Origin of the sequence: uncultured Mailhella sp. (assembly GCF_947631555.1) — a bacterium.
In the GTDB taxonomy this organism is placed as follows: domain Bacteria; phylum Desulfobacterota; class Desulfovibrionia; order Desulfovibrionales; family Desulfovibrionaceae; genus Mailhella.
On the sequence record NZ_CANRLT010000002.1, the window covers coordinates 48,455 to 68,716 of the forward strand.

20 protein-coding genes are annotated in these 20,262 nt (G+C 58.1%); 11 read left to right on the top strand and 9 right to left on the bottom strand.

Annotated features, from left to right (window positions below):
• Positions 1–104 precede the first annotated feature (104 nt).
• Together Q0Z94_RS00675 and Q0Z94_RS00680 are read left to right on the top strand one after the other, a co-directional pair.
• Positions 105–710 carry a flavodoxin gene (locus Q0Z94_RS00675; RefSeq protein ID WP_298065927.1) on the top strand — a complete coding sequence of 202 codons (606 nt, stop codon included), beginning with the start codon at positions 105–107 and terminating at the stop codon, positions 708–710.
• A 48-nt stretch (positions 711–758) separates the two neighbouring features.
• Positions 759–1,523, top strand: coding sequence for a GDSL-type esterase/lipase family protein (locus Q0Z94_RS00680; protein ID WP_298065929.1), 765 nt, complete (start codon positions 759–761; stop codon positions 1,521–1,523).
• A gap of 135 nt (positions 1,524–1,658) precedes the next feature.
• Here Q0Z94_RS00680 and Q0Z94_RS00685 read toward each other — a convergent pair whose 3' ends face one another.
• The 4 genes from Q0Z94_RS00685 to Q0Z94_RS00700 all read right to left on the bottom strand — a co-directional run bounded on the left by Q0Z94_RS00685 (position 1,659) and on the right by Q0Z94_RS00700 (position 6,774).
• The gene (locus tag Q0Z94_RS00685) at positions 1,659–3,578 is read right to left on the bottom strand and encodes a TRAP transporter large permease subunit (protein ID WP_298065932.1); all 1,920 of its coding nucleotides are present in this window, start codon (positions 3,576–3,578) and stop codon (positions 1,659–1,661) included.
• Positions 3,579–3,702: 124 nt separating this feature from the next.
• Complete coding sequence (locus Q0Z94_RS00690) at positions 3,703–4,779, bottom strand: TRAP transporter substrate-binding protein (protein WP_298065933.1); 1,077 nt, start codon at positions 4,777–4,779, stop codon at positions 3,703–3,705.
• 10 nt (positions 4,780–4,789) lie between these two features.
• Positions 4,790–5,002, bottom strand: coding sequence for a 4Fe-4S binding protein (locus Q0Z94_RS00695; protein ID WP_298065935.1), 213 nt, complete (start codon positions 5,000–5,002; stop codon positions 4,790–4,792).
• Between the two features lie 107 nt (positions 5,003–5,109).
• Positions 5,110–6,774: an FAD-binding protein gene (locus Q0Z94_RS00700; protein ID WP_298065938.1), complete on the bottom strand. Its 1,665-nt coding sequence runs from the start codon at positions 6,772–6,774 to the stop codon at positions 5,110–5,112.
• Between the two features lie 263 nt (positions 6,775–7,037).
• On the opposite strand from Q0Z94_RS00700, the gene Q0Z94_RS00705 reads away from it, so the two are divergent.
• The 9 genes from Q0Z94_RS00705 (at position 7,038) to Q0Z94_RS00745 (ending at position 15,432) form a co-directional block, all read left to right on the top strand.
• Positions 7,038–8,711, top strand: coding sequence for an RNA repair transcriptional activator RtcR family protein (locus Q0Z94_RS00705; protein WP_298065940.1), 1,674 nt, complete (start codon positions 7,038–7,040; stop codon positions 8,709–8,711).
• A 276-nt stretch (positions 8,712–8,987) separates the two neighbouring features.
• Positions 8,988–9,299 carry a helix-turn-helix transcriptional regulator gene (locus Q0Z94_RS00710; RefSeq protein ID WP_298065941.1) on the top strand — a complete coding sequence of 104 codons (312 nt, stop codon included), beginning with the start codon at positions 8,988–8,990 and terminating at the stop codon, positions 9,297–9,299.
• A 1-nt stretch (position 9,300) separates the two neighbouring features.
• Positions 9,301–10,515: a type II toxin-antitoxin system HipA family toxin gene (locus tag Q0Z94_RS00715; RefSeq protein WP_298065943.1), complete on the top strand. Its 1,215-nt coding sequence runs from the start codon at positions 9,301–9,303 to the stop codon at positions 10,513–10,515.
• Positions 10,516–10,614: 99 nt separating this feature from the next.
• Entirely contained in the window at positions 10,615–11,142 is a 528-nt protein-coding gene (locus tag Q0Z94_RS00720; protein ID WP_298065944.1) for a hypothetical protein, read from the top strand.
• A 33-nt stretch (positions 11,143–11,175) separates the two neighbouring features.
• Positions 11,176–11,811: a TetR/AcrR family transcriptional regulator gene (locus tag Q0Z94_RS00725; RefSeq protein ID WP_298065946.1), complete on the top strand. Its 636-nt coding sequence runs from the start codon at positions 11,176–11,178 to the stop codon at positions 11,809–11,811.
• Between the two features lie 124 nt (positions 11,812–11,935).
• Positions 11,936–12,826, top strand: a complete 891-nt coding sequence (locus Q0Z94_RS00730; RefSeq protein WP_298065949.1) for a radical SAM protein — start codon at positions 11,936–11,938, stop codon at positions 12,824–12,826.
• 58 nt (positions 12,827–12,884) lie between these two features.
• The gene (locus Q0Z94_RS00735; RefSeq protein ID WP_298065950.1) at positions 12,885–13,439 is read left to right on the top strand and encodes an NAD(P)H-dependent oxidoreductase; all 555 of its coding nucleotides are present in this window, start codon (positions 12,885–12,887) and stop codon (positions 13,437–13,439) included.
• A gap of 12 nt (positions 13,440–13,451) precedes the next feature.
• A complete protein-coding gene (locus tag Q0Z94_RS00740) occupies positions 13,452–14,174 on the top strand; it encodes a flavodoxin family protein (protein ID WP_298065951.1) in 723 nt (240 codons plus the stop codon).
• 211 nt (positions 14,175–14,385) lie between these two features.
• Positions 14,386–15,432: a lipoate--protein ligase gene (locus Q0Z94_RS00745; RefSeq protein WP_298065953.1), complete on the top strand. Its 1,047-nt coding sequence runs from the start codon at positions 14,386–14,388 to the stop codon at positions 15,430–15,432.
• Between the two features lie 107 nt (positions 15,433–15,539).
• Here Q0Z94_RS00745 and rfbB read toward each other — a convergent pair whose 3' ends face one another.
• From rfbB to rfbA, 5 genes are read right to left on the bottom strand one after another with little or no spacing between them, the layout of a single operon-like run.
• Entirely contained in the window at positions 15,540–16,550 is a 1,011-nt protein-coding gene (gene rfbB / locus Q0Z94_RS00750; protein ID WP_298065955.1) for a dTDP-glucose 4,6-dehydratase, read from the bottom strand.
• The gene (locus tag Q0Z94_RS00755; RefSeq protein ID WP_298065956.1) at positions 16,547–17,839 is read right to left on the bottom strand and encodes a polysaccharide pyruvyl transferase family protein; all 1,293 of its coding nucleotides are present in this window, start codon (positions 17,837–17,839) and stop codon (positions 16,547–16,549) included. Before Q0Z94_RS00755 ends, rfbB begins: the two co-directional genes overlap by 4 nt.
• A 10-nt stretch (positions 17,840–17,849) precedes the next feature.
• Complete coding sequence (rfbD, locus tag Q0Z94_RS00760) at positions 17,850–18,668, bottom strand: dTDP-4-dehydrorhamnose reductase (protein WP_298065970.1); 819 nt, start codon at positions 18,666–18,668, stop codon at positions 17,850–17,852.
• Positions 18,659–19,207: a dTDP-4-dehydrorhamnose 3,5-epimerase gene (rfbC, locus tag Q0Z94_RS00765; protein ID WP_298065972.1), complete on the bottom strand. Its 549-nt coding sequence runs from the start codon at positions 19,205–19,207 to the stop codon at positions 18,659–18,661. The genes rfbD and rfbC overlap by 10 nt, the downstream gene beginning before the upstream one ends.
• On the bottom strand, positions 19,194–20,081 hold the full coding sequence (gene rfbA, locus Q0Z94_RS00770; protein ID WP_298065974.1) for a glucose-1-phosphate thymidylyltransferase RfbA: 888 nt from the start codon (positions 20,079–20,081) through the stop codon (positions 19,194–19,196). Before rfbA ends, rfbC begins: the two co-directional genes overlap by 14 nt.
• Positions 20,082–20,262: the final 181 nt, after the last annotated feature.

Consider the following 20,262-nt stretch of genomic DNA (forward strand, 5'->3'; position numbering starts at 1 on the left):
AAAAATGCTCTGTTGGATGCCACTGCTGACTGATACAAGGAATGCGTGAACGCTTTGAAAGCCCCATCATCTCCAACACTTCATCTTTCCATGAGGAACTTGACATGCAGACCTTCAACCCCTTCCGGCTTTCCCGCCGCAGCTTCCTGCAGTATGCCGCCTGCGCTCTCACGCTGAGCGCGGCTTCCGCCCTTTCGCCCGCCTCCGCCCTTGCTGCAGCAGGCGAAAACCGCGTCCTCATCCTGTACTTCTCCCGTTCCGGCAACACCCGCGCGCTCGCCGAACACATCCACAGCCGCGTCGGCGGCGACATGGTGGAACTCAAGCCCGCCGTGCCCTACCCCGCTGACTACGACAGCGTTGTGGACATGGCCAAAAAGGAACAGGAGGCGGACGCCAGGCCGAAGCTCGGCACGGAAATCCCGGATCTTGACCGCTACGACACCGTTTTCCTCGGCTTCCCCAACTGGTGGGGAACCATGCCCATGCTTTTCTTCACCCTGCTGGAAGAGCATCCCCTGGGCCAGAAAACCGTTGTCCCCTTCTGCACCCACGGGGGAAGCCGCTTCGGGCGCAGTATACAGGATCTGCGCCGGCTCTGCCCCGAGGCGCGGCTGCTGGAAGGCTTTGAAATCCGCGGAACACGCTCCGGCGGCGCACAGGCGGACGTGGACGCCTGGCTGCGCAGCATCGGACTCCTCCCCGCATAGACGCCGCGGCGGGAAAAGCGCATTTCACTCTGAAAAAAAGGAAGAACGATGAAAAGAACGACTGTCGTCACCCTCCTGTGCTGGCTGCTCATCCTGAGCCTGACGGCCCTTGCCGGAGCCGCCGAAGGCAAGAAGCGCATCCTGGTCTTCGGGGATTCCAACACCTTCGGCTACATAGAGGACGCAGGCGGCGTTGTCAGCCGCCTGCCGCTGGACACGGTGTGGCCCGGCAAAATGGCCGCACTGCTCGGCGAGGATTATGAAGTGGTGGTGGAAGGCCTGAGCGGGCGCACCACGCGGCTGGACTGCCCCGTGCGTTCCGGCACCGGGCTCATCCCCGGCGTGGGCATGAACGGGGCCGCGTATCTTCCGGCGGCGCTCTCTTCGCACATGCCGCTGGACCTGGTCGTCATCATGCTGGGCACCAACGACCTGTGCAAGGATCACCAGCAGAGCGCCCAGAATATCGCGGAGAGCCTGGCGGAACTGGCTTCCATCGTCCGCAAGGCCGAATGGCAGCGCCGGACGCACTTTGCCGTGCCCCAGGTACTCATCGTCTGCCCGCCGAAGCTGCACCTTGTGAAAAGCCGGTACAGCGCCATGTTTGAAGGCTCCCTCGCCAAGAGCGAAGCGCTCCCCGGCCTGGCGCAGCCGCTGGTGGAAGCGGCAGGCGCCCGCTTCTTCAACGCCGCCGCGGTGGTTCCCTTTGCCGAAGGCGCGGACGAAATCCACCTCACGCCGGAAAATCATGCGGCTTTGGCCGCAGCCGTGGCTGAGGAAGTGAAAAAGGCCCTCGCCGGCACGCACCCGTAAACGGCATTCCGGCTTCCACGCAGCCTACCTGCAAGCAGAGCCCCTGAGTTCTGCAGACAAAACCCCTCTGCCGCTATTGGCAGAGGGGTTTTCTTTCGGAAGGGAAACAAGCAGTGCGCCCTGATTAATGCACCCTTAATGCATCATGGACGGAAGCCACAGGCTCATCTGGGGGAAGGCCACAATAAGCCCGACGCAGATGAACAGGCCTACGACATACGGCAGCGACGCCTTGTACATAAGCCCGATGGGGACATCAGCAATACCCTTCATCACAAAGAGGTTGATGCCAAAAGGCGGCGTGATGCAGGCCATGTTCTTGACCAGTGTGGAAATGACGCCGAACCAGACCAGATTCCAGCCGAAGACCTTGGCAATGGGCACGAAGATGGGCACGCAGATGAGTACCAGGGGAATGGCCGGGATGAAGCAGCCAAGAAAACAGAGCACGATGATGATGGCCAACATGACCAGCATGGGGGCAATATCCAGAGCTGCTATGGCGTTGGCCAGCACCATGGGAATACGGCTGAGCGTCATGAAGTTGCCGAGGAGGTTGGCGCCGGCCAGCAAGGCAAAGCACATGGCCGTGAACTTTCCGGCATCGTTCAGAGCCTTGGAAAGTTTGTCCCGTGTCATGCGCCTAAGGAAAAAGGCGAGTGCCAGCATTCCGAACACCCCCACGCCGCCGCCTTCCGTGGCAGTGAACACGCCGCCGTAGATGCCGCCGATGACCAGAGTAAAGATGGCCAAGATGGGAAGTGCGGAGTGCAGTGAAGCCAGCGCTTCCGATCTGGGGACGCGGGGAGAGGCCGGCGCTGCCGCAGGATTGAGCCGCGACCAGATCACAATAACCCCGATAAAGCAGAACATGCACAAGAGACCGGGAATGATGCCGGCGATGAATAGTTCGCCTATGGACTGCTCGGCCAGCACGCCGTAAAGAATAAAGGTGGTACTGGGCGGAATAAGGCTGCCGATGGTACCGGAACAGGCCAGACAGCCTATGGCAAGGGCATCGTCATAACCGCTCTTGCGCATCTCCGGAAGCGCTATGGCAGACATGGCCACGCTGCCTGCCAAAGAATCACCCACGACAGCTCCGAACGCGGTACATGCGCAGACACTGCCGGTGGCAAGCCCTCCGCGCCAGTGTCCCATCCAGGAACGAGCTGCACGGTAGAGATCCTGCCCGAAACGCCCCTGAAAACAGACATAGCCCATGAGCAGAAAGAACATCAGCGGAGACCAGTCGTAGCTCGCCACGGTATTGTACCAGAACTGACCGAGCATATTCCAGGCAGCCGTGGTACCACGCATGGCGGAAATGAAAACTCCGGCCGAAGCGATGAGCGCATAGGCCACAGGCATACCTGAAAAGAAGAGAAAGAACATGAACACGCAGCCCCAGATGCCGAGCGTGACGGCGGGGATCCCGCGCGCCCTGTGCAGTGCGAACCAGAGGAAGGCTGCGGTAGTGACCGCGGCCAGAAGCAGCGAAAGCAGCAGGAGTCCGGTTCCGTAACGGTCATGGACTTTCAGGAGAGAGGCCAGAAAATCATGCACGAGTGTGAGGACAAGCAGGAGACAGCCCGCGCAGGCAAGCCAGACGAACGGTGCGACCGGAATATTCAGTGTGGGAGAAAACAGCTCGCACTGCGAGGCGTACTGGCACATGGCGGCAAGGCAGGCCGACACCGTAACCACAGACCAGCATGACGTACTGACGGCAAGCAGATCCTGTGCCCGGGCAGAAAGCTTGGCTGTGACCACATCCATGACAATGTGTCCGCCCGTCCATTGGGCGTGGGCCACCGAAGTGAAGAAAACGATGACCATGAAGAATTCGGTGATCTCCACCGTGCCGCTGAGCGGACTGGAAAAGAAGTAGCGCAGAAAAACATCCAGCGCCGTGATGAACACCATCAGCAGAAAGAAGAACATGCCGAGGGCGCTGACTTTACGGCAGACGCCTTCCAGAGGTTTCAAAAGTCCGACACAGGATCGGACAAGCGTCAGCCCCTGGGGGACAACCTCAGACTGGTTCAACGTCATGTGTAAGCTCCTGGGCGTTTTCGAGAAGAGCGGCATCCGTGGGCGGGCATGGAGCTGCTCCTGCCGCCTGTACGGTAAAAAACCAGGGCAGGGAACTCTCGTCCTCCGCCCTGGCCTGTGAACATTATCTGGTGACGCTGGATACGGCGCGGGATTCAGCCCACGGCTTCATATCGCGATTTTCAAGTTCCCTGAACTTGGCAAGCATGGCTTCTGCAGGAAGCCCCTTGCCACGGGTGAACTCTATCCACTGGGCATAGGTCGGTTCCACCAGTCTGTCGGCTTCGGCATAATCGGCCTGCGAAAGCATAAAAAGCTTTCCCCCCTGTTCCTTTTGCCATTTCTCCAGACTGTTGTACTGCATATTGTTCCAGAAGTCATTGAAGAGCTTGCTGGCGTACTCGCCGGAAACCTCGTCCACGATCTTCTGGAGATCGGCGGGCATACTGTCGTAGACATCCTTGTTCATCACGCAGTAGAACACCGAACCACCCATATTGAGGAGCGTGAGGTTCTTGATGATGTCACCCAGCTTACGGGAAACGAGGACTTCACAGTCCACCACGGCTCCATCAATGACGCCTTTTTCCAGAGACATGTACATATCCGGGATGGAAATGCCCACAACGGTAGCGCCAAGAGCCTTGACTCGTTCCACGCGGATGCCGCCGCCGGAAACGCCGATCTTCATCCCCTTGAGATCTTCAAGTTTCCGTATCGGCTTGTCGCGCGTACCAATGAGCATACCCATCGTATGCCCTTCCACAAAGAGCAATTTGGTTCCAGCCACGTCCTTCATGGCTTCCGTGGGAAAAGCGGCGTGCAGGGACTTGACCAGATCGGCGGAATCCACGGTGCACAGACTGGGCTTGACAAGATTGAGAATCTGCTCGTGGAAGGGGTACCGGCCAAGACCGCCCACGGTGAAGGTGGCTTCTCCCATGTCGGCCACACCGGTAACTACCGATTCCACCACTTCAGCCTGCTTGCTGAGAGCCTGTGCGAAGTACGGTTCAATGACGATGCGCCCTTCGCTGCGCCGTGTAATTTCATCGGCCCAGGGCTTGAGCGCCATGGTCCAGCGGTTGTGTACCGGCGCAATGGCCAGATTGAGAGAAAGCACATAGTCTGCGGCCTGGGCGGGAAGCGAAGCGCAAAACGTCAGAGCCAGGCCCATCATGAAAGCGAAGATTTTGTTCATGCAAAACCTCTCAGACAAGGGTATAAAGTGGGAATTCAAAGGAAATGGCATCCTTGCTGCAACTGATGCGGCAATTACCGCAGTGCCAGCATTCGTGCTTATAGGCTTCGATAACGTGGGGAGTTTTGTCCTTCTGCCTGTCAAGGGCAAGGATGTAGGCGGGGCAGTCCCTTACACACATACCGCAGCGGACGCATTTGTCTTCATGAAAAACGGGAGGCATTCTTTTCTCCTGATGTTTTTACGTTAATCATACCCTGGCGGTGGGGGACTTCTTGCAGTGCGAATCTGCCGGATGGCGAGAAGTGAACCCCACGCCTGTACCCAGGGTCAGCAGGAAGCCGGTTCCAGCCATGAATAGACGGGACCGTCCGTCCCTCTGGTCACGATCAGTCCCTTGTTCAGCGCCGGATCCTTCTCGGGGTAGTCGGTAAGAACATACATACCGCGCCCGCTTTCCTTGCGCTGAAGACATGCGTCAAGATGGATACGGCAGAGATCGAGGATCTCGAAGGCCTCATGGATGCGCATGAGATCATGCAGGTTGTCCGCACGGACGCGATCCTTGTAACTCGCAATGAAATTCAGGCGATCGATGGCAACTGAAATGCCAGGCATGTTGCGGCGGAATTTTGCGTAGTAGTCCATGACCTGGCGGATGGGATCTTCAAATTCCCGATGGCTCATGGAATTCTGGGCCGTGTTGTGCAGCGGGGCCAGGATGCGTTCCCTTTCTGCCAGGATCTCTTCCTCCGAAGGCCCGGCCATAGCCAGATCCGCAGCGCTTTCTGCGGCATGACCGCCGGCCACATAACCGCCGCACATGGCACCGGAAAAACTCGTGAAGTTGCAGCCCGCGAAAAGTCCGCGAACAGGCGTTTCCATGGCATCATCGGCAAGCAGCATGCCGGAAAGGCTGAGTTCACCGACTTCCACTTCCAGAGGATACTTGCTGAAGTCGATGCCGCGGGCTTCGCAGTAGTCCAGATAGGTCGCCTTGTCGGCAGGCATGAGTACATACTGGAGGTGATGAACATCGTGAGCGTCAAGATGACGCATATCCATATAGAACGGAGGCCCGTAGCCCTCTACCTGCTGCTGGTTCGTGCCCATCATCTGATTGCGGCGCACGCCGTTTTCGCCCATGGGGTCATATTTGAACATGAAGCGTTCACCAAGGGCATTGAGTTCATAGCCACCCATGTTGTTGATGCCGTTCATGCCCGGCGCGCCCCAGCCCTTGGGCAGAATGGTTCCCCGGCAGGAAATGTCGGCATTGATAAGCGGGACGCCGATATCGTAGGAAAGAGTAAAATAGCTGCCGGTGGTGAAGGGCGTAAACCAGCAGTTATAGGGGTTGTGCGAGGAATTGTTGGTGCAGCGCTGAGCGTGCCAGCCCAGGCTGTTCACCGCCGTGCGGCAGCGTATGACGGCCACTTCTCCGGTGAGTACGTTGAAGCCCGCACAGCCTGCGATCTTGCCGTCCTTCTTGAACAGTCTGGTGATCTGAAAATTGTCCAGCACCTGCACTCCCATGGAACGGACGCGCTTTGCCAGACTGCGCTTGATCCTTCTGCCATTGGGGATATGCAGCCACCAGGCGCCGGGCTGCCCGAAGCCGATGGAACGGAAATAGGAGCCGTCATCACGGCGCAGGAACTCCACGCCGCATTCTTCCAGTATCCTGACGCAGGGCTTCAATGAGGCGTGCCACTGCTCTATCTGGCTTCTCCGGTATCCGAAGGCGGACTTCATGTAGAACTTGACAAAGCTCTCCTTGTCGTCGCAAGGCTCATCGGTATCCAGAACGGCCATGAAATGGTCGTTCCCCCCGCCCAGAGAGCCGGAGCTTTCCAGCGTACCCTTGCCTGCCATGAGTACATCAGCACCCATTTCGGCAGCCTTGAGCGCGGCACCTATGCCCGAAGCCCCGGTGCCGAGAATGAGCACATCGGCTTCATACAGCGTTCCCCAGTCGTATTTGACGGATTTCATATCTTCTCCTTGGTGACGGTTGCGTATCGCTATCCTTTGAGTAGCAAAAATCATGCCATTTGAGCAAAAATAAATTTTTAATTATTTCATAGTATTATAAAATCCATCTCGCCTTTAGCCATAAATTTTCAGATAAAAATCTTGTTTATCAGAAAATATTCTGATATTTTCGCCTTCAGCGAAACATGCCAGCAATCCAAAGGCTCGGTATCGCCGTAAAACAAAGCGGCTGTAACCGGGTCGAATGAAACAGGGGTCTACGCATGGCGAAAAAAAACGTGGTCTTCAGCACCATTTCCATCGATCACGACATCGCCACGGCCGATTTCCGCTGGAAGCTGTGGCGGCCTCTGGTCGAAATCGTAAAGGTGAAAAAATTCTTTATTCACCGGCTCTATTACTTTATACCTCCCTCCCTGAAAAACAATCTGAGCACCTTGCAGCTGGATCTTGAACAGGCGGCGCCTCATACCGAAATTATTCCCATTGTGATAGAAGCAAAAAATAATTTCTCTCCGCAATCCTTTGCCAAAAACTATCTTTTTTTCGACAGCTTCTTTTCATCCTTTCCCTTCAGGCATGAAGAAGAGGAATACTTTCTTCATTTCGGTCCGGGCAACATGTTCGCCCATTCTTTCATGCTCATGATGCTCGTCAATATCAAACGGATACAGTGCCGCATCATTCAACTCCGAAGCTCCAAGGACAAATTCGGCCGCGTACATTCCTCCATCCAGATATATGACAACGCCATCAATCACTGGATTTCCAAAATCGGCGACATCGAGCAGAACAAGAAATCCTCGAGAGAAATCATCAGCGGTTCCATCGGGACGAAAAATCCGGTCTTCAACCGGCTGGTAAAGGATATCGAGCATGTGGCCATCCACTCCACGGCCCCTATCCTGCTTTCGGGGGCCACCGGCACGGGGAAAACGGAAATGGCACGGAGAATCTACGAACTGCGCCTTCGCAATGGGAGCGTTTCCGGCCCTCTGGTGGAAGTAAACTGCGCGTCCTTCCGTGGAGATTCCGCCCTTTCCGCCCTGTTTGGGCACGTTCGGGGAGCGTTTACCGGCGCATCTCAAGAACGCAAGGGAATGCTGGCAATGGCGCATACGGGTATTCTGTTTCTGGATGAGGTGGGAGAACTGAGTCTGGATATACAGGCTCTGCTCCTGAAAGCCATCGAAGAACGGCGCTTCTTCCCCTTCGGCTCCGACAGTCCTGTGTTCAGCGATTTTCAGCTTATCACCGCCACCAACAGGGATCTGTACGCGGCCGTGCGCCGGGGAGAGTTCCGAATGGATCTCATCTCCCGCATCAATCTCTGGCAGTTCCACCTGCCCAGCCTGAGAGAAAGGCCGGAAGACATCGAACCCAATCTCGACTATGAATTGAAGCGGCTTTCGGAGCGGCGCGGCATTTTCGCCGACTTTCTGCCGGAAGCCAGAGCGGCGTACCTGAACTTCGCCTGTTCGCCCGAAGCCCTGTGGCCCAGTAATTTCCGCACGCTTTCCGGCAGCATAGAACGAATGCACACCTATTCCTTCCAGGGCATCATCGGCAGAGAGACGGTAGATAAGGAAATAGCCTACCTTCGCTCTCTGTGGCTCAGGAGAACGGAAAACCTGGAAGGCGAGGAATTTCCTCTGTGCCGGAGGCTGGAGGACTTCATTGCCCGGAAGCTGGATCTTTTCGATAAGGTTCAGCTGGAAAAGGTGCTGGAGGTCTGCCTCTCCTGCGAACGGCGCTCCGAGGCCGGACGTATTCTGTTCGCCCATTCCCGTCTCAGGAAAAATTCGGCAGACGATACGGCACGGCTGAACAAGTATTTGCACTCCTACGGGCTGAACTGGGATATGGTAAAACAGCTGGGCCGACGGCAGGAGCAGTTCTGGGACACTCCTGTTCCGGCGATGCCTGCGGAAGCATGACGGAACCGTCTCACTCCGCAGAGACGCCCGCTCCCAAATACCACACCTGACGGGAATGCCCTCTGTGCCGGGAAAGACACTTGAGTGGTGTGCAGAACCGCTCTGCGGCAATCCCCTCTCCATGTTTTTAACCAGGCGTTTTGACTTCAGAAAATTGAGATGCCACCCCACGGGAAGCGCTGATGTTTCACAGAACTGTTTCTTGACAAAACTCATAAAAGGAAATATATTACCTGTTAACTTATTTTTAAAGTGCAAATATTTCGGGTTATTCCTATGACGACACCCAGCATCCCGGTTTCCCGCGCCCTGCGCAAACTGAGCAGCGACATCAGATCCGCGCGTCTGCGGCGCAGGCTTCCCATGTCCCTTGTCGCCGCCCGCGCCGGCATCTCCGTGAAGACGCTGAGCAGCCTTGAAAAAGGCGATTTCGGCGTGAGCCTCGGCAATGTGGCGGCCGTCATCTATGCGCTGGGCATGGGAACGCCGTTCTCGGACATTCTCGATCAGAAAAACGACGCCTTCGGCCTTATGCTCGATGAAGAGCGTCTGCCGAAGCGTGCGCGCCTGCCCAGGCAGAAGGACTGACATGAACACCCGCTGCGGCATCTATCTTCAGCGTCGGGAAAACGTGCCTGTGGGCACACTCTGGCTGAATACTGCCAGGGGAAAGCTGTCTTCGGTGTTCAGCTACGCCGCCGACTGGCTCAAAGCCCCCGGCAGCTTCTCACTGAGTCCCGACCTGCCGCTCGATCCCTACCCCAAAGCCTGCGAAGGGCTCTTCCTCTGCTTTCAGGACTGTTCGCCCGACCGCTGGGGCAGGCTGCTGCTCCGGCGTCAGGAAAACGCGCTTGCGAGAGAAGAAAAGCGCACTCCCCGCACGCTGCTGGAATCCGACTTTCTGCTCCGCGTCAACGACGTTACGCGGCAGGGGGCGCTTCGCCTCTCTGCCGATGACGGGAAAACGTTCCTCGGACTCTCCGGCCGCCATTCTGTGCCTCCGCTTCTCCGTCTGCCCGAACTTCTCAGCGCTTCACGCCGCATAGCTGACAGAACGGAGGCGGACGCCGATCTTGAGCTGCTGACTGCCCCGGGATCCTCGCTCGGCGGCGCCCGCCCCAAGGCCTCCATCATGGGAGCTGACGGGACGCTGCTCATCGCCAAGTTTCCAGGTCCCAGCGATGAGCGCGACATCCCCCTCTGGGAATACGTCACCTTCCAGCTTGCCCGCCGCGCCGGTCTCCGCACGCCGGTCGTCCGGCTCCACAAGGCTGCAGGGAAGCACGTTCTGCTGGTCAGCCGCTTCGATCGCCAGGGAGCCGGGCGCATTCCCTTTGTTTCGGCCATGAGCATGCTTCAGGCCCGCGACGGCGACGCCGGAAATTATACCGATATTGCCGCCGTCCTTCAGACCGGCGGCGCCGCTCCCGCCGAAGACCTGCGCGAACTCTGGGCACGCATGGTGTTCAACATCTGCGTCTACAATGTGGACGATCACCTGAGAAATCACGGATTCCTGCGGGAGGCGTCCGGCTGGCGGCTGTCCCCCGTGTACGACCTCGAGACGTCCCTTCCCTCGGAAAAGGCGCCGTTCCTGCATACCGGTATCACGGACGACCTGACCGCGTTTGACCTGAACCTTGCCCTGGACGCCGCTTCCTTCTTCCGTTTCCGCAAAAACGAAGCACAGCAGCGCCTTGACGAAATACGCAGGGCCGTCTCCTGCTGGAAGCAGGAGGCCATGAACGCCCGCGCCCCGGAATCCGAAATCAGACTCATGAAGGAGTCCTACGAATATCTTTGAGCCCCGGACAGATGCCCCGCCACGGGTGTTGCGGAGCCGGGAAAAAGGTGCTATTCTGCCTCCGCCCCTTTTTCATCCCCTCGTTTCTGACGGTGCCCCATGCTGGAACAGGAAATAGAAACGCAGCTCATCCGCAGGCAGACGGACGACCTCAAGTACGTCTACCACCCGGAAATCCGCGACCTCGCGGCGCTGGAGGCCAACTTCCGCATCCGCTTCGAGGAGCTGAACTGCGTGCGGCTCTCCGATGCGGAATTTTCGCGTCTCCTGGACATGGTGGTCAGCGGCGATGTGTACCGCGCATCCTGCACGCTCCGCGAACGTCAGACCCTGGAGCGGGACGACGGCACACCGCTCATCTGCACCCTGGTGAACACGAAAGACTTCTTTCAGCGCCTGCTCCACGCCTACACCATCACCAACGCCATCGAGGACCGCAACGTTCTGCGCTTCCATGCGGACTACTTCCGGCCCGAAGGCGCGGACGCTCCCCGCGCCGTGGTGCGGGCCATCCTTGCCAAGCACGACGGTATCACCGCCGAGCGCAAGTTCGATGCGCGCAGTGCCGCCGCCACCGCAAGGCACAACGCCTTCCTGCGGGAGCTGGGCCTGCCGGAAATCGGCTAGCCCGCACGTCAACAAAAAATCCCGGAAGCAGCCATGACCGCACGCACCGCCCACACCGCCCCCAGAAGCAAGGGCCGCCCCCGCGCCTTTGACCGCACAGGCGCACTGCGCCGCGCGCTGGAAGTCTTCTGGAAACGCGGCTACGCCCCGGCCTCCGTGGCGGAACTCTGCGCGGCCATGGGCATCCGCCCCCCCAGCCTGTACGCCAGCTTCGGCAACAAGGCATCGCTCTTCCTCGAAGCCGTGCGCTTCTATGAAAGGACTTACTGGGAAGCTCCGGCGGTGCGCTTTCTCGCCGAGCCGGACATCTTCCGCGCCGTGGAAAGCTTCTTCCGGGAAGCCGCGCAGATCCTGCTCTCGCCCGACACGCCCTGCGGCTGCATGGTCGTCCTCGCGGCCGTGAACATCTCCAGGAACCTCTCCGAAGAGGAGCGGGAAATCATGGAAGCCGTCCGTGCCCTGCGCTTCGCCACCAGGGACATGTTTGCCGAAAGGCTGCGCCGCGCCGCGGCCGAAGGCCAGCTCCCCGCGGATACGGACCTTTCCGCCCTTGCGGGCGCACTGAACACCCTGCTGGAGGGGCTGTCCCTCCAGGCCAGAGACGGTCTTTCCCCGGAAGCGCTGCAGGCCATCGCCGGCCACGCCGTGCGCCTGCTGCCGCGGCCTTAGACGCCCGGCGCAGTTTTTTGTCATCGGACAGCTCCTTGCTGCCGCACGCTGCCAAAGGCGTTCTTGACAATTTTTTAGTAATCGCTAAATATTTCTCACGCCAGCATGTCTCAGGAGGCCGCTCATGCGTTTCACGGAACCGGCCATGCGTCCGCCGCAGGAGGCAGAATCCCTGCTTCTGCGCGCCACGCAGGGCTGCACCTACAATCAATGCCGTTTCTGCTACGTTTCGCGGGGCTATCCCTTTCTCGCGGCTACGCCCGAACAGCTCGACGCGAAGGTGACGTCGCTCAGGAACCGCTTCCCCGAAAACACGCCCATCTACCTGACCGGCTCCAACCCTTTCGCCGTGCCCGTGGAGACGCTGCACGGCTGGCTCTCCACCCTGCGCCAAAGGCTTCCCCGCTTCCATCGCGTCAGTATGCAGAGCCGCATCGGGGACATCGCCCGGAAAAGCGACGCCGAGCTGCGCGAACTTCAGGCCCTTGGTCTGCGGCACCTCTATATCGGCACGGAGAACGGCAGCGACAGCGTCCTCAGGCTCATGAACAAGGGACAAACTTCCGCCGAAATCGTGGAACAGCTCCTGCGGCTGGACGCTGCGGGCATCACCTACACGGCGTTCTACATCCTCGGCATGGGCGGCAAGGGCATGGGCAGGGCCTGCGGCGAAGCCACGGCGCAGATGTTCAACAAGGTTCACCCGAGGCTTGTCACCACCACGGGCATGACGGTCTTTGCCCGTACGCCTCTGGCGGAGATGGTGAAACGCGGCGAATTTACCGAGGCTTCGGAGCGGGAGAAGATCGAGGAGCTGCAAACCTTCCTGAAGACACTGACCGCGGATGTGTTCTACGACGGCATCCACTACCTGAACCCGCTGAACTACCGTTTTTCCAACAGGGACGCAGGCGCGAAACAGCGCGTCTTGGAAGACATCGACGACGTGCTGCGTTCCTGCACGGATGAGGAACTGGAACTGATGGCCAGCCGCCAGCTCAAGCAATCCCTCTAGCCCCGGCCTCCCCGAGGCTGGACGGCACAACCTTTGAACCCGCAAGGAGAACAACCTCATGAGCAAGAACATCGTCATTCTGAACGGCAGCCCCCGCCTCAAGGGCAATACGGCCATGCTGTGCGACGCCTTCACCAAAGGTGCGGAGAGCGCCGGGCACGTCGTGACCCGCTTCGACCTGCAGAAAATGAACATCCACGGCTGCCTGGGCTGCGTAAAGGGCGGCAAGGATCCGGCCAGCCCCTGCGTGCAGAAGGACGACATGACGCAGATCTACCCGGCCTATAAAGCGGCGGACATCGTGGTCCTGGCCTCGCCCATGTACTACTGGAGCGTTTCCGCCCAGCTCAAGACCGCCTTTGACCGTCTCTTTGCCGTGGCCGAATGCAACCCGGGCTACGCCAACCCCAGGAAGGACTGCGTTCTTCTCATGGCCGCCGAAGGCAGCAGCGCGGAGAACTGGAAGCCCGTGCTCGACTACTACCACACGCTGCTCGGCTTCCTTGAATGGAAGGATCTGGGACAGGTGCTGGCTGGCGGCGTTTTCGAGGCCGGAGCCGTGGCCGGTCAGCCCGTGCTTGACGAAGCCTTCCGCTTCGGCGCATCGCTGTAAACGGGGAACGCCATGCAAGATTCCAGGAACGACACCGAGCAAGGCGGAAGGAAACTGACGCGGCGCGGGCTTTTCCTCGGCACGGGTGCAGCCGCCCTGCTCGCGGCGGGCTGCGCCCTGTTTCAGCGTTTTTCCTCCACCGCCTCCGTCAAGGTGGAATCCTTCAGCACGCCCGCTTCCGGGCAAAAGAAGCGCATCCTCATCATCACGGGGAGCGGGCGGGAAAACGGCAACAGCGATATTCTGGCCGCGGCCTTTGCCAAGGGTGCACGTGAGGCCGGGCACAGTGTTGAGCTGTTCTCCAGCGCAAGGACGCCCATGCTCGCCTGTATGCACTGCGAAAAGTGCTGGAGCACGGGCAAGCCCTGCGTCATCGAGGACAATTTCGAAAAGCTCTGGCCCCTGCTGGAACGCACGGATCTGCTGGTCTTCTGCAGCCCGCTCTACTGGTACAACTTCAGCGGGCACATCAAGTGCGTCATGGACAGGCTCTACCCCTATTCCAAGAAGGAAAAGCTGCGCGACCTGCCCATAAAGGAGTCCATGCTGCTCATGTGCGGGGAAAGCCATTTCCTGCGCTCCTTCACCGGCCCGGCGGAAGCCTACCGGCAGACGCTGGGCTTCAAGGGCTGGAAAGACCGCGGGCGGCTCTTCGTCACCGGCGTGCACAAACTCGGCGACATGGCCGGGCATCCGGCCCTCGCCACCGCCGAAGACATGGGCAGGAACGCCTGACCCCGCCTTTTCTCCCCGCCTCTCCTTCCTTGCCAGCCCCGGCACTTGCCTGCGGCAGGGCTTCTCCCTGCCCGCGGGCAAGCGTTTCCGGCTTCCCTGTGGACAAGTCCGTCCGATCCTGCTATTTCCGTCTCCAGGCGGCGTCCCTGCGCTCCACGGACACACCTGCCCCGCCCTAGGCTTTTCACACTGAAGCTGCAGAGGAGAGGCCATGCTCTCACTGAACTGGGAACAGCACGATCCGGCATTCAATCTGGCGCTGGAAGAAGTTCTCTTTGACGCGCTCTCGCCCGCGCTCCCGGGCATCTTCCTGCTCTGGCGGAACCGCCCCTCCATCATCATCGGCAGGCATCAGAACGCCTTTGCCGAAATAAACGCCGGCTGGTGCCGCGCCCACGGCATCCACATCGTGCGCCGTTCCACGGGCGGCGGGGCCGTCTATCACGACCTCGGCAACCTGAATTTCTCCTTCCTCCTCTGGAGCGGCCATTCCCGCATCCTTGAGCCGGCCCGCTTCCTCACGCCAGTTCTGGACGCCCTGCGTGATGTGGGCGTGGAAGCCGCCTGCTCCAGCCGGAACGACCTCTCCGCAGGCGGCCGCAAAATTGCCGGAACCGCCCTGCGCCGCGATGGTCAGCGCACGCTGCTGCACGGCTGCATTCTCGTGCACACGGACACTTCGGCACTGACCCAGGCGCTGGCCGGAGATCCGGAAAAATTCCTCTCCAAGGGCGTCAGCTCCCACAAGGCCAGAGTCGCCAACCTCTGCGACCTGCTGCCCTCCGCGAATACCTGCACGGGCGAATCCCTGAATGACGCCGCGGCCGAACCCGCTGAAGTGATGCGCCGCCTCATGGACGCGCTGACGCGGCACTGCGCGCACGGCGTGTTCACCCTTCCGGACGAGCTGCGCGCCAGCGCCTCGCGTCTTGCCAAAACGAAATACCGCAGCCATGATTGGACGTGGGGGCGCTCCCCGCGCTTCTCGCAAAAATTCCGCCGCCGCTTCCCGTGGGGCAGACTGGAATGCTTCTGGAATGTGCGCGAAGGCGTCATTCAGGAATGCCGCCTGCTGGGGGACTTCTTCGCCCTCCGCGATCCGGCGGAACTGGAAGCGCACTTCCTCGGCCTAGCGCCGGATGCCCATGCCCTGCGTGCGGCGCTGGAACCTCTCGGCGTTGAGGCATGGTTCTCCGGCGCGGAACGGGAGCCGCTTTTGTCCTTCCTCTGCGGCGAAGACAGCGAAGCGAAGCCCTGACGCACGCCATCCCGCAACAGCGGCAAAGGCTGCCAGTCAAGAAGGGCAGAAACGCTGCGCCAGGCCATAGGCCGCACCCGCCGTCAGCTCTTCCCGGAACAACGCTCCTAGGCGCTTTCCAGATACCAGTCAACGGTCTTTACAATGCCGGACTCGAAGTTTTCCTCGGGCTTCCAGCCAAGTTCCGTCACAATTTTGGTGGGATCGATGGCGTAGCGCCTGTCGTGGCCCGGGCGGTCGGAAACGAAGGTCATGAGTTCCTCGTACTTCGCGCCGTTTCCGCGGGGGCGGCGGGAATCCAGAATGGCGCATACCGTGTGCAGAATCTGGAGATTGTCCCGTTCATTGTGGCCGCCGATGTTGTACGTCTCTCCGCTGCGCCCTTCGTGGAAAATGAGGTCAATGGCCCTGCAGTGATCCAGCACATAGAGCCAGTCCCGTATATTGGAGCCGTTGCCGTATACGGGAATGGGCTGTTCCGCAAGGCACTTGGAAATGATGACGGGGATGAACTTCTCGTGGTGCTGCTTTGGCCCGTAGTTGTTCGAACAGTTGGACGTGGTCACGTTCATGCCGTAGGTGTGATGGTAGGCGCGCACGATGAAATCCGAACCCGCCTTGCTTGCGGAATACGGGCTGTTGGGCGCGTAGGGCGTCGTCTCCGAGAAATAGCCCTCCGCTCCAAGCGTGCCGTAGACTTCATCTGTGGAAATGTGATGGAATCTGGCCGTCTCATAGCCCGGCTTCACCTTGCCCGGTGCGTCCATCCAGTGGCGGCGCGCTGTTTCAAGGAGTGTAAACGTGCCCATGAAGTTGGTCTCCATGAACGCCCGCGGCCCCTTGATGGAGTTGTCCACATGGCTTTCCGCGGCAAAATGCACAACGCCCCGGACGTCATATTCCTTAAAAATCCGCTCCACCAGCGCTTCGTTGCAGATGTCGCCCTGCACGAAGATATAGTTGGGCTTCCCCTCGCATTCCTTCAGGTTGGCCAGATTGCCGGCATAGGTGAGCTTGTCGAGATTGACCACGCGATAGGCCGGGTATCTGGCGCAGAAATACGGCACGAAGTTGGAACCGATGAATCCGGCTCCGCCGGTGACAAGTATAGTCTTCATGAGTGCTTTCCTTTTTCCGTCTGAGAGAGAGAGAGAGAGAGAGAGAGAGAGAGAGAGAGAGAGAGAGAGAGAGAGAGTCCGTTATTGCCTGCAAATTCAAGCAGTTTCGTTGCCAATCGCCTCCTGTTGAGATCAAAGGCATCAGGATCAAATTTGAATAAACGCATCAGATCTTTTCTTGTTATACCCGATCTGATATCGGCCGCCATAACATAGGGAACAAGCATGGTTTCACATAGTTCTTTTGTCCGTGAATCGACAGCTATACACATAGCAGGCACACCGGCCTGCAATGCCACCATAATACCATGTATTCTCGGACCAACGACAAAATCAAAATTCTTGTAAAAATTCATCCAAGAAGGAACATCGAAAAATACATGCCCTCTTTTTTTAGTCCATTCAGAAAATGCCTGACGAGAGATATTTTTATAAAAATGCCTATGAATTTTTGATTGATGTTTTTCAGAAAGCAGATCAAATTCTCCATGCCCAACTCTCATCATTTTCACATCGCAACAGGTAACAAAGGCACCGTCACATTCAGTGATAATTTCTGAAAGTGAGTTTTCTATAGCGGCCAGACCTCGCCAGTACATATTTCCAGCTGCAAACGCTATTTTTTTAGGTTCTTTGATATTTTTTGCTATTTCCTTGCCAAGGTTAAAGCTCTTATTGATAAATAGGGAAGGACAGCCCAGCACCTCGGCACGTTCGCCAAGTCCCAAGCGTTCCAATACGGAAAAGCTGAATTGTCCTCTGACACCAATATTAGGTTTTGAAAACAACGCGTGGCGCGACAATTCTTTTATCCATCCAATCGTACCACCAGGTAGTTTTGGCATCGAAAACGAAGTAGCCTTTCCATAGGCTTCGTTAGATTGCGCACCAAGACCAAGCGTAACCATCGGAACATCATACTTCTTAAGCCATTCCCATTCATATTCCATATCGACCTTGGAATTAAGCAGATTAGCACAGGCCATGACGCCTATAGAAGAATCAGGGACAAAATCTCCACTTCCATACGGCAACGTTTTCAGCTTATTTTCTATAAGATCATCTATAGCGTAGGAAAAGACCAAGTTTCCAGTATTACCACCTACTTTATTTCGAATTTCATCCCAACTTAATCCTTCTATATTTACAGAAGGATTAAGACCAAAAATGACTGCTTTTCTCTTATTTCCATTAGGCATTATACAATATTCTTTATAGTCTATAGTTGCATATCGTGATGCAATGGTATTTTTTAGATGCCTATACCATTTTGCAGAACTTATTTTCATTGCATCCTCCTCATCTTAAACAGTTCTCCAGACTGTCCAACCACCAAGGAATGGACAGACCGAAGCGCTGCCTAATCTTGCTCTTATTAAGGACGCTGTAGGCCGGGCGCACGGCGCGGGAGGGCCAGCTTGCGCTCTCCACGGGGCACACGGTACAGGAATATCCCGACAGCCTCATAATGGCGCAGGCAAAATCATACCAGCTTATCGCTCCCTCATTACTGTAGTGGAACACGTCCTTCATGCCTGGCGTCACCTGCGGCACAAGCGCGGCAAGAGCGGCGGCAAGGTCGCTTGCTGCGGTAGGTGAACCCGTCTGGTCATAGACCACGTTGAGGCTGCTGTGCTCCGCTCCCAGGCGGCGCATGGTCTTCACAAAATTCTTTCCAAAGCGCGAATACAGCCATTGGGTGCGGATGACCACGGCCGTTTCCGCCTCCTCAAGCACGGCCCTTTCTCCGGCCAGCTTGGTGCGTCCGTACACGGAGAGAGGACGCGTCTCGTCGTCCTCGCGCCAGGGCCTCGCGGACGCGCCATCGAACACATAATCCGTCGAAATATGGATGACGCGGCGGCCGTACCGTGCGAGCAGCGCCGGGCCAAGGGAGTTCACCCGTTCCGCCGCCTGCGCGTCGTCTTCCGCCTGATCCACCGCGTTATAGGCCGCGCAGTTGATGACAAGTTCCACGTCCCGCGCGGCGAAGAATGCCTTCACGGCGTGCTCGTCCGTGATGTCCAGCTCCTGCCGCCCCGCGTACATGGCCTTCTCGCCAAGAACAAGCCGCAGTTCCTGCCCAAGCTGACCGCCGGCCCCCGTGACTAGAAGCATGAGGTAAACTCCGCAAACAAGGGATGCCGCCGGTCCTTTTCCGCGATGACGGCCTTTTCCTTGTCGATGCGCCAGTCTATGGCTAGGGTCGGATCATCGAAACGGATGCCGCCTTCGGCTTCCCTGCAGTAAAAGTTGTCACACTTGTAGGCAAAGACCGCGGTCTCGCTGAGTACGGAAAAACCGTGGGCAAAACCGCGCGGAATGAGAAGCTGCCGCTGATTTTCCGCAGAAAGTTCCACGGCTTCATAGTGCCCGAAGGAGGGAGAGTCACGGCGAAGATCCACGGCCACGTCCAGCACCGTGCCTTCCAGTACACGCACGAGCTTGGCCTGCGCGTGTTCTCCCCTCTGGAAGTGCAGGCCGCGGATGGTGCCGTACACGGACTTCGACTGATTGTCCTGCACGAAATCGTAGTGAAGCCCGGCAGCCTCGAAAACCGCCTTGTTATAGATTTCGAAAAAATACCCGCGCGCATCGGTAAAGACTTGCGGCTCAAGGATGAACACGCCTTCAAGAGAGGTCTTAATAAAGTTCATGCCGCTCCTCCAGCACCTTCACAAGATAGTCCCGGTACGCGCTCTTTTTCAGTCCAGCGATGAGGTTCTGCATCTGCTCTTCATCAATGAAGCCCTTGCTGAAGGCGATTTCCTCAAGGCAGGCGAGCTTCAGCCCCTGGCGCTTTTCAATGGTCTGCATGAACTGCGTGGCATCGGCAAGAGAATCCGGTGTGCCCGCATCCAGCCAGACAATGCCGCGCCCCATGGGAACCACGCTCATGCGCCCTTCCTCAAGATACCTGTTGTTAAGATCCGTGATCTCCAGTTCACCGCGGGCCGAAGGCGTCAGCGCCTCCGCCTTCCGGCACACATCCGGCGGGTAGAAGTACAGCCCCACGGAAGCGTAGTTCGATTTGGGATGTGCGGGCTTTTCCTCAATGCTCAGGGCGCGGCGCTGTCCATCGAACTCCACCACGCCGAAACGTTCGGGGTCGGAAACATGGTAGGCGAAAATGGTGGCCCGCGCCCCGGCGTTCTGTGTCACGGCGCGCCGGTACAGGTTGAGCTGGTTGCCCATGTAGAAAATATTGTCGCCGAGGATGAGGCACACGTCATCATCACCCACAAAGTCCGCTCCCAGGATGAACGCCTCCGCTATGCCCCTCGGTTCGGGCTGCACCTTATAGGAGAGGTTCAGGCCAAGGTGCGAACCATCGCCGAGAAGCCGCCTGATGTTCGGCGTGTCCTCCGGCGTGGAGATGATGAGTATCTCCCGGATATCGAACAGCATGAGCGTCGAAAGCGGATAATAGATCATCGGCTTGTCGTACACGGGAAGCAGCTGCTTCGACGTTATTCTGGTGAGCGGATACAGCCTTGTACCGCTGCCTCCGGCAAGAAGTATGCCCTTCATGCTCTTTCTCCTGTTCTCTCCGTGGCGATGTCAGGGGCTGTGCCGTCAGAAAATACTGGAAGGCGCTTTCCGACAACCATCCGCCCCTTGCCCTTCATACCAAAAAAAAGCGTCATGTTCCAGCCCAAAAAGAGTCCCATGTGCCCATCGCCCCCAAGTTTTCCGTCTTTTTCAAAAACAG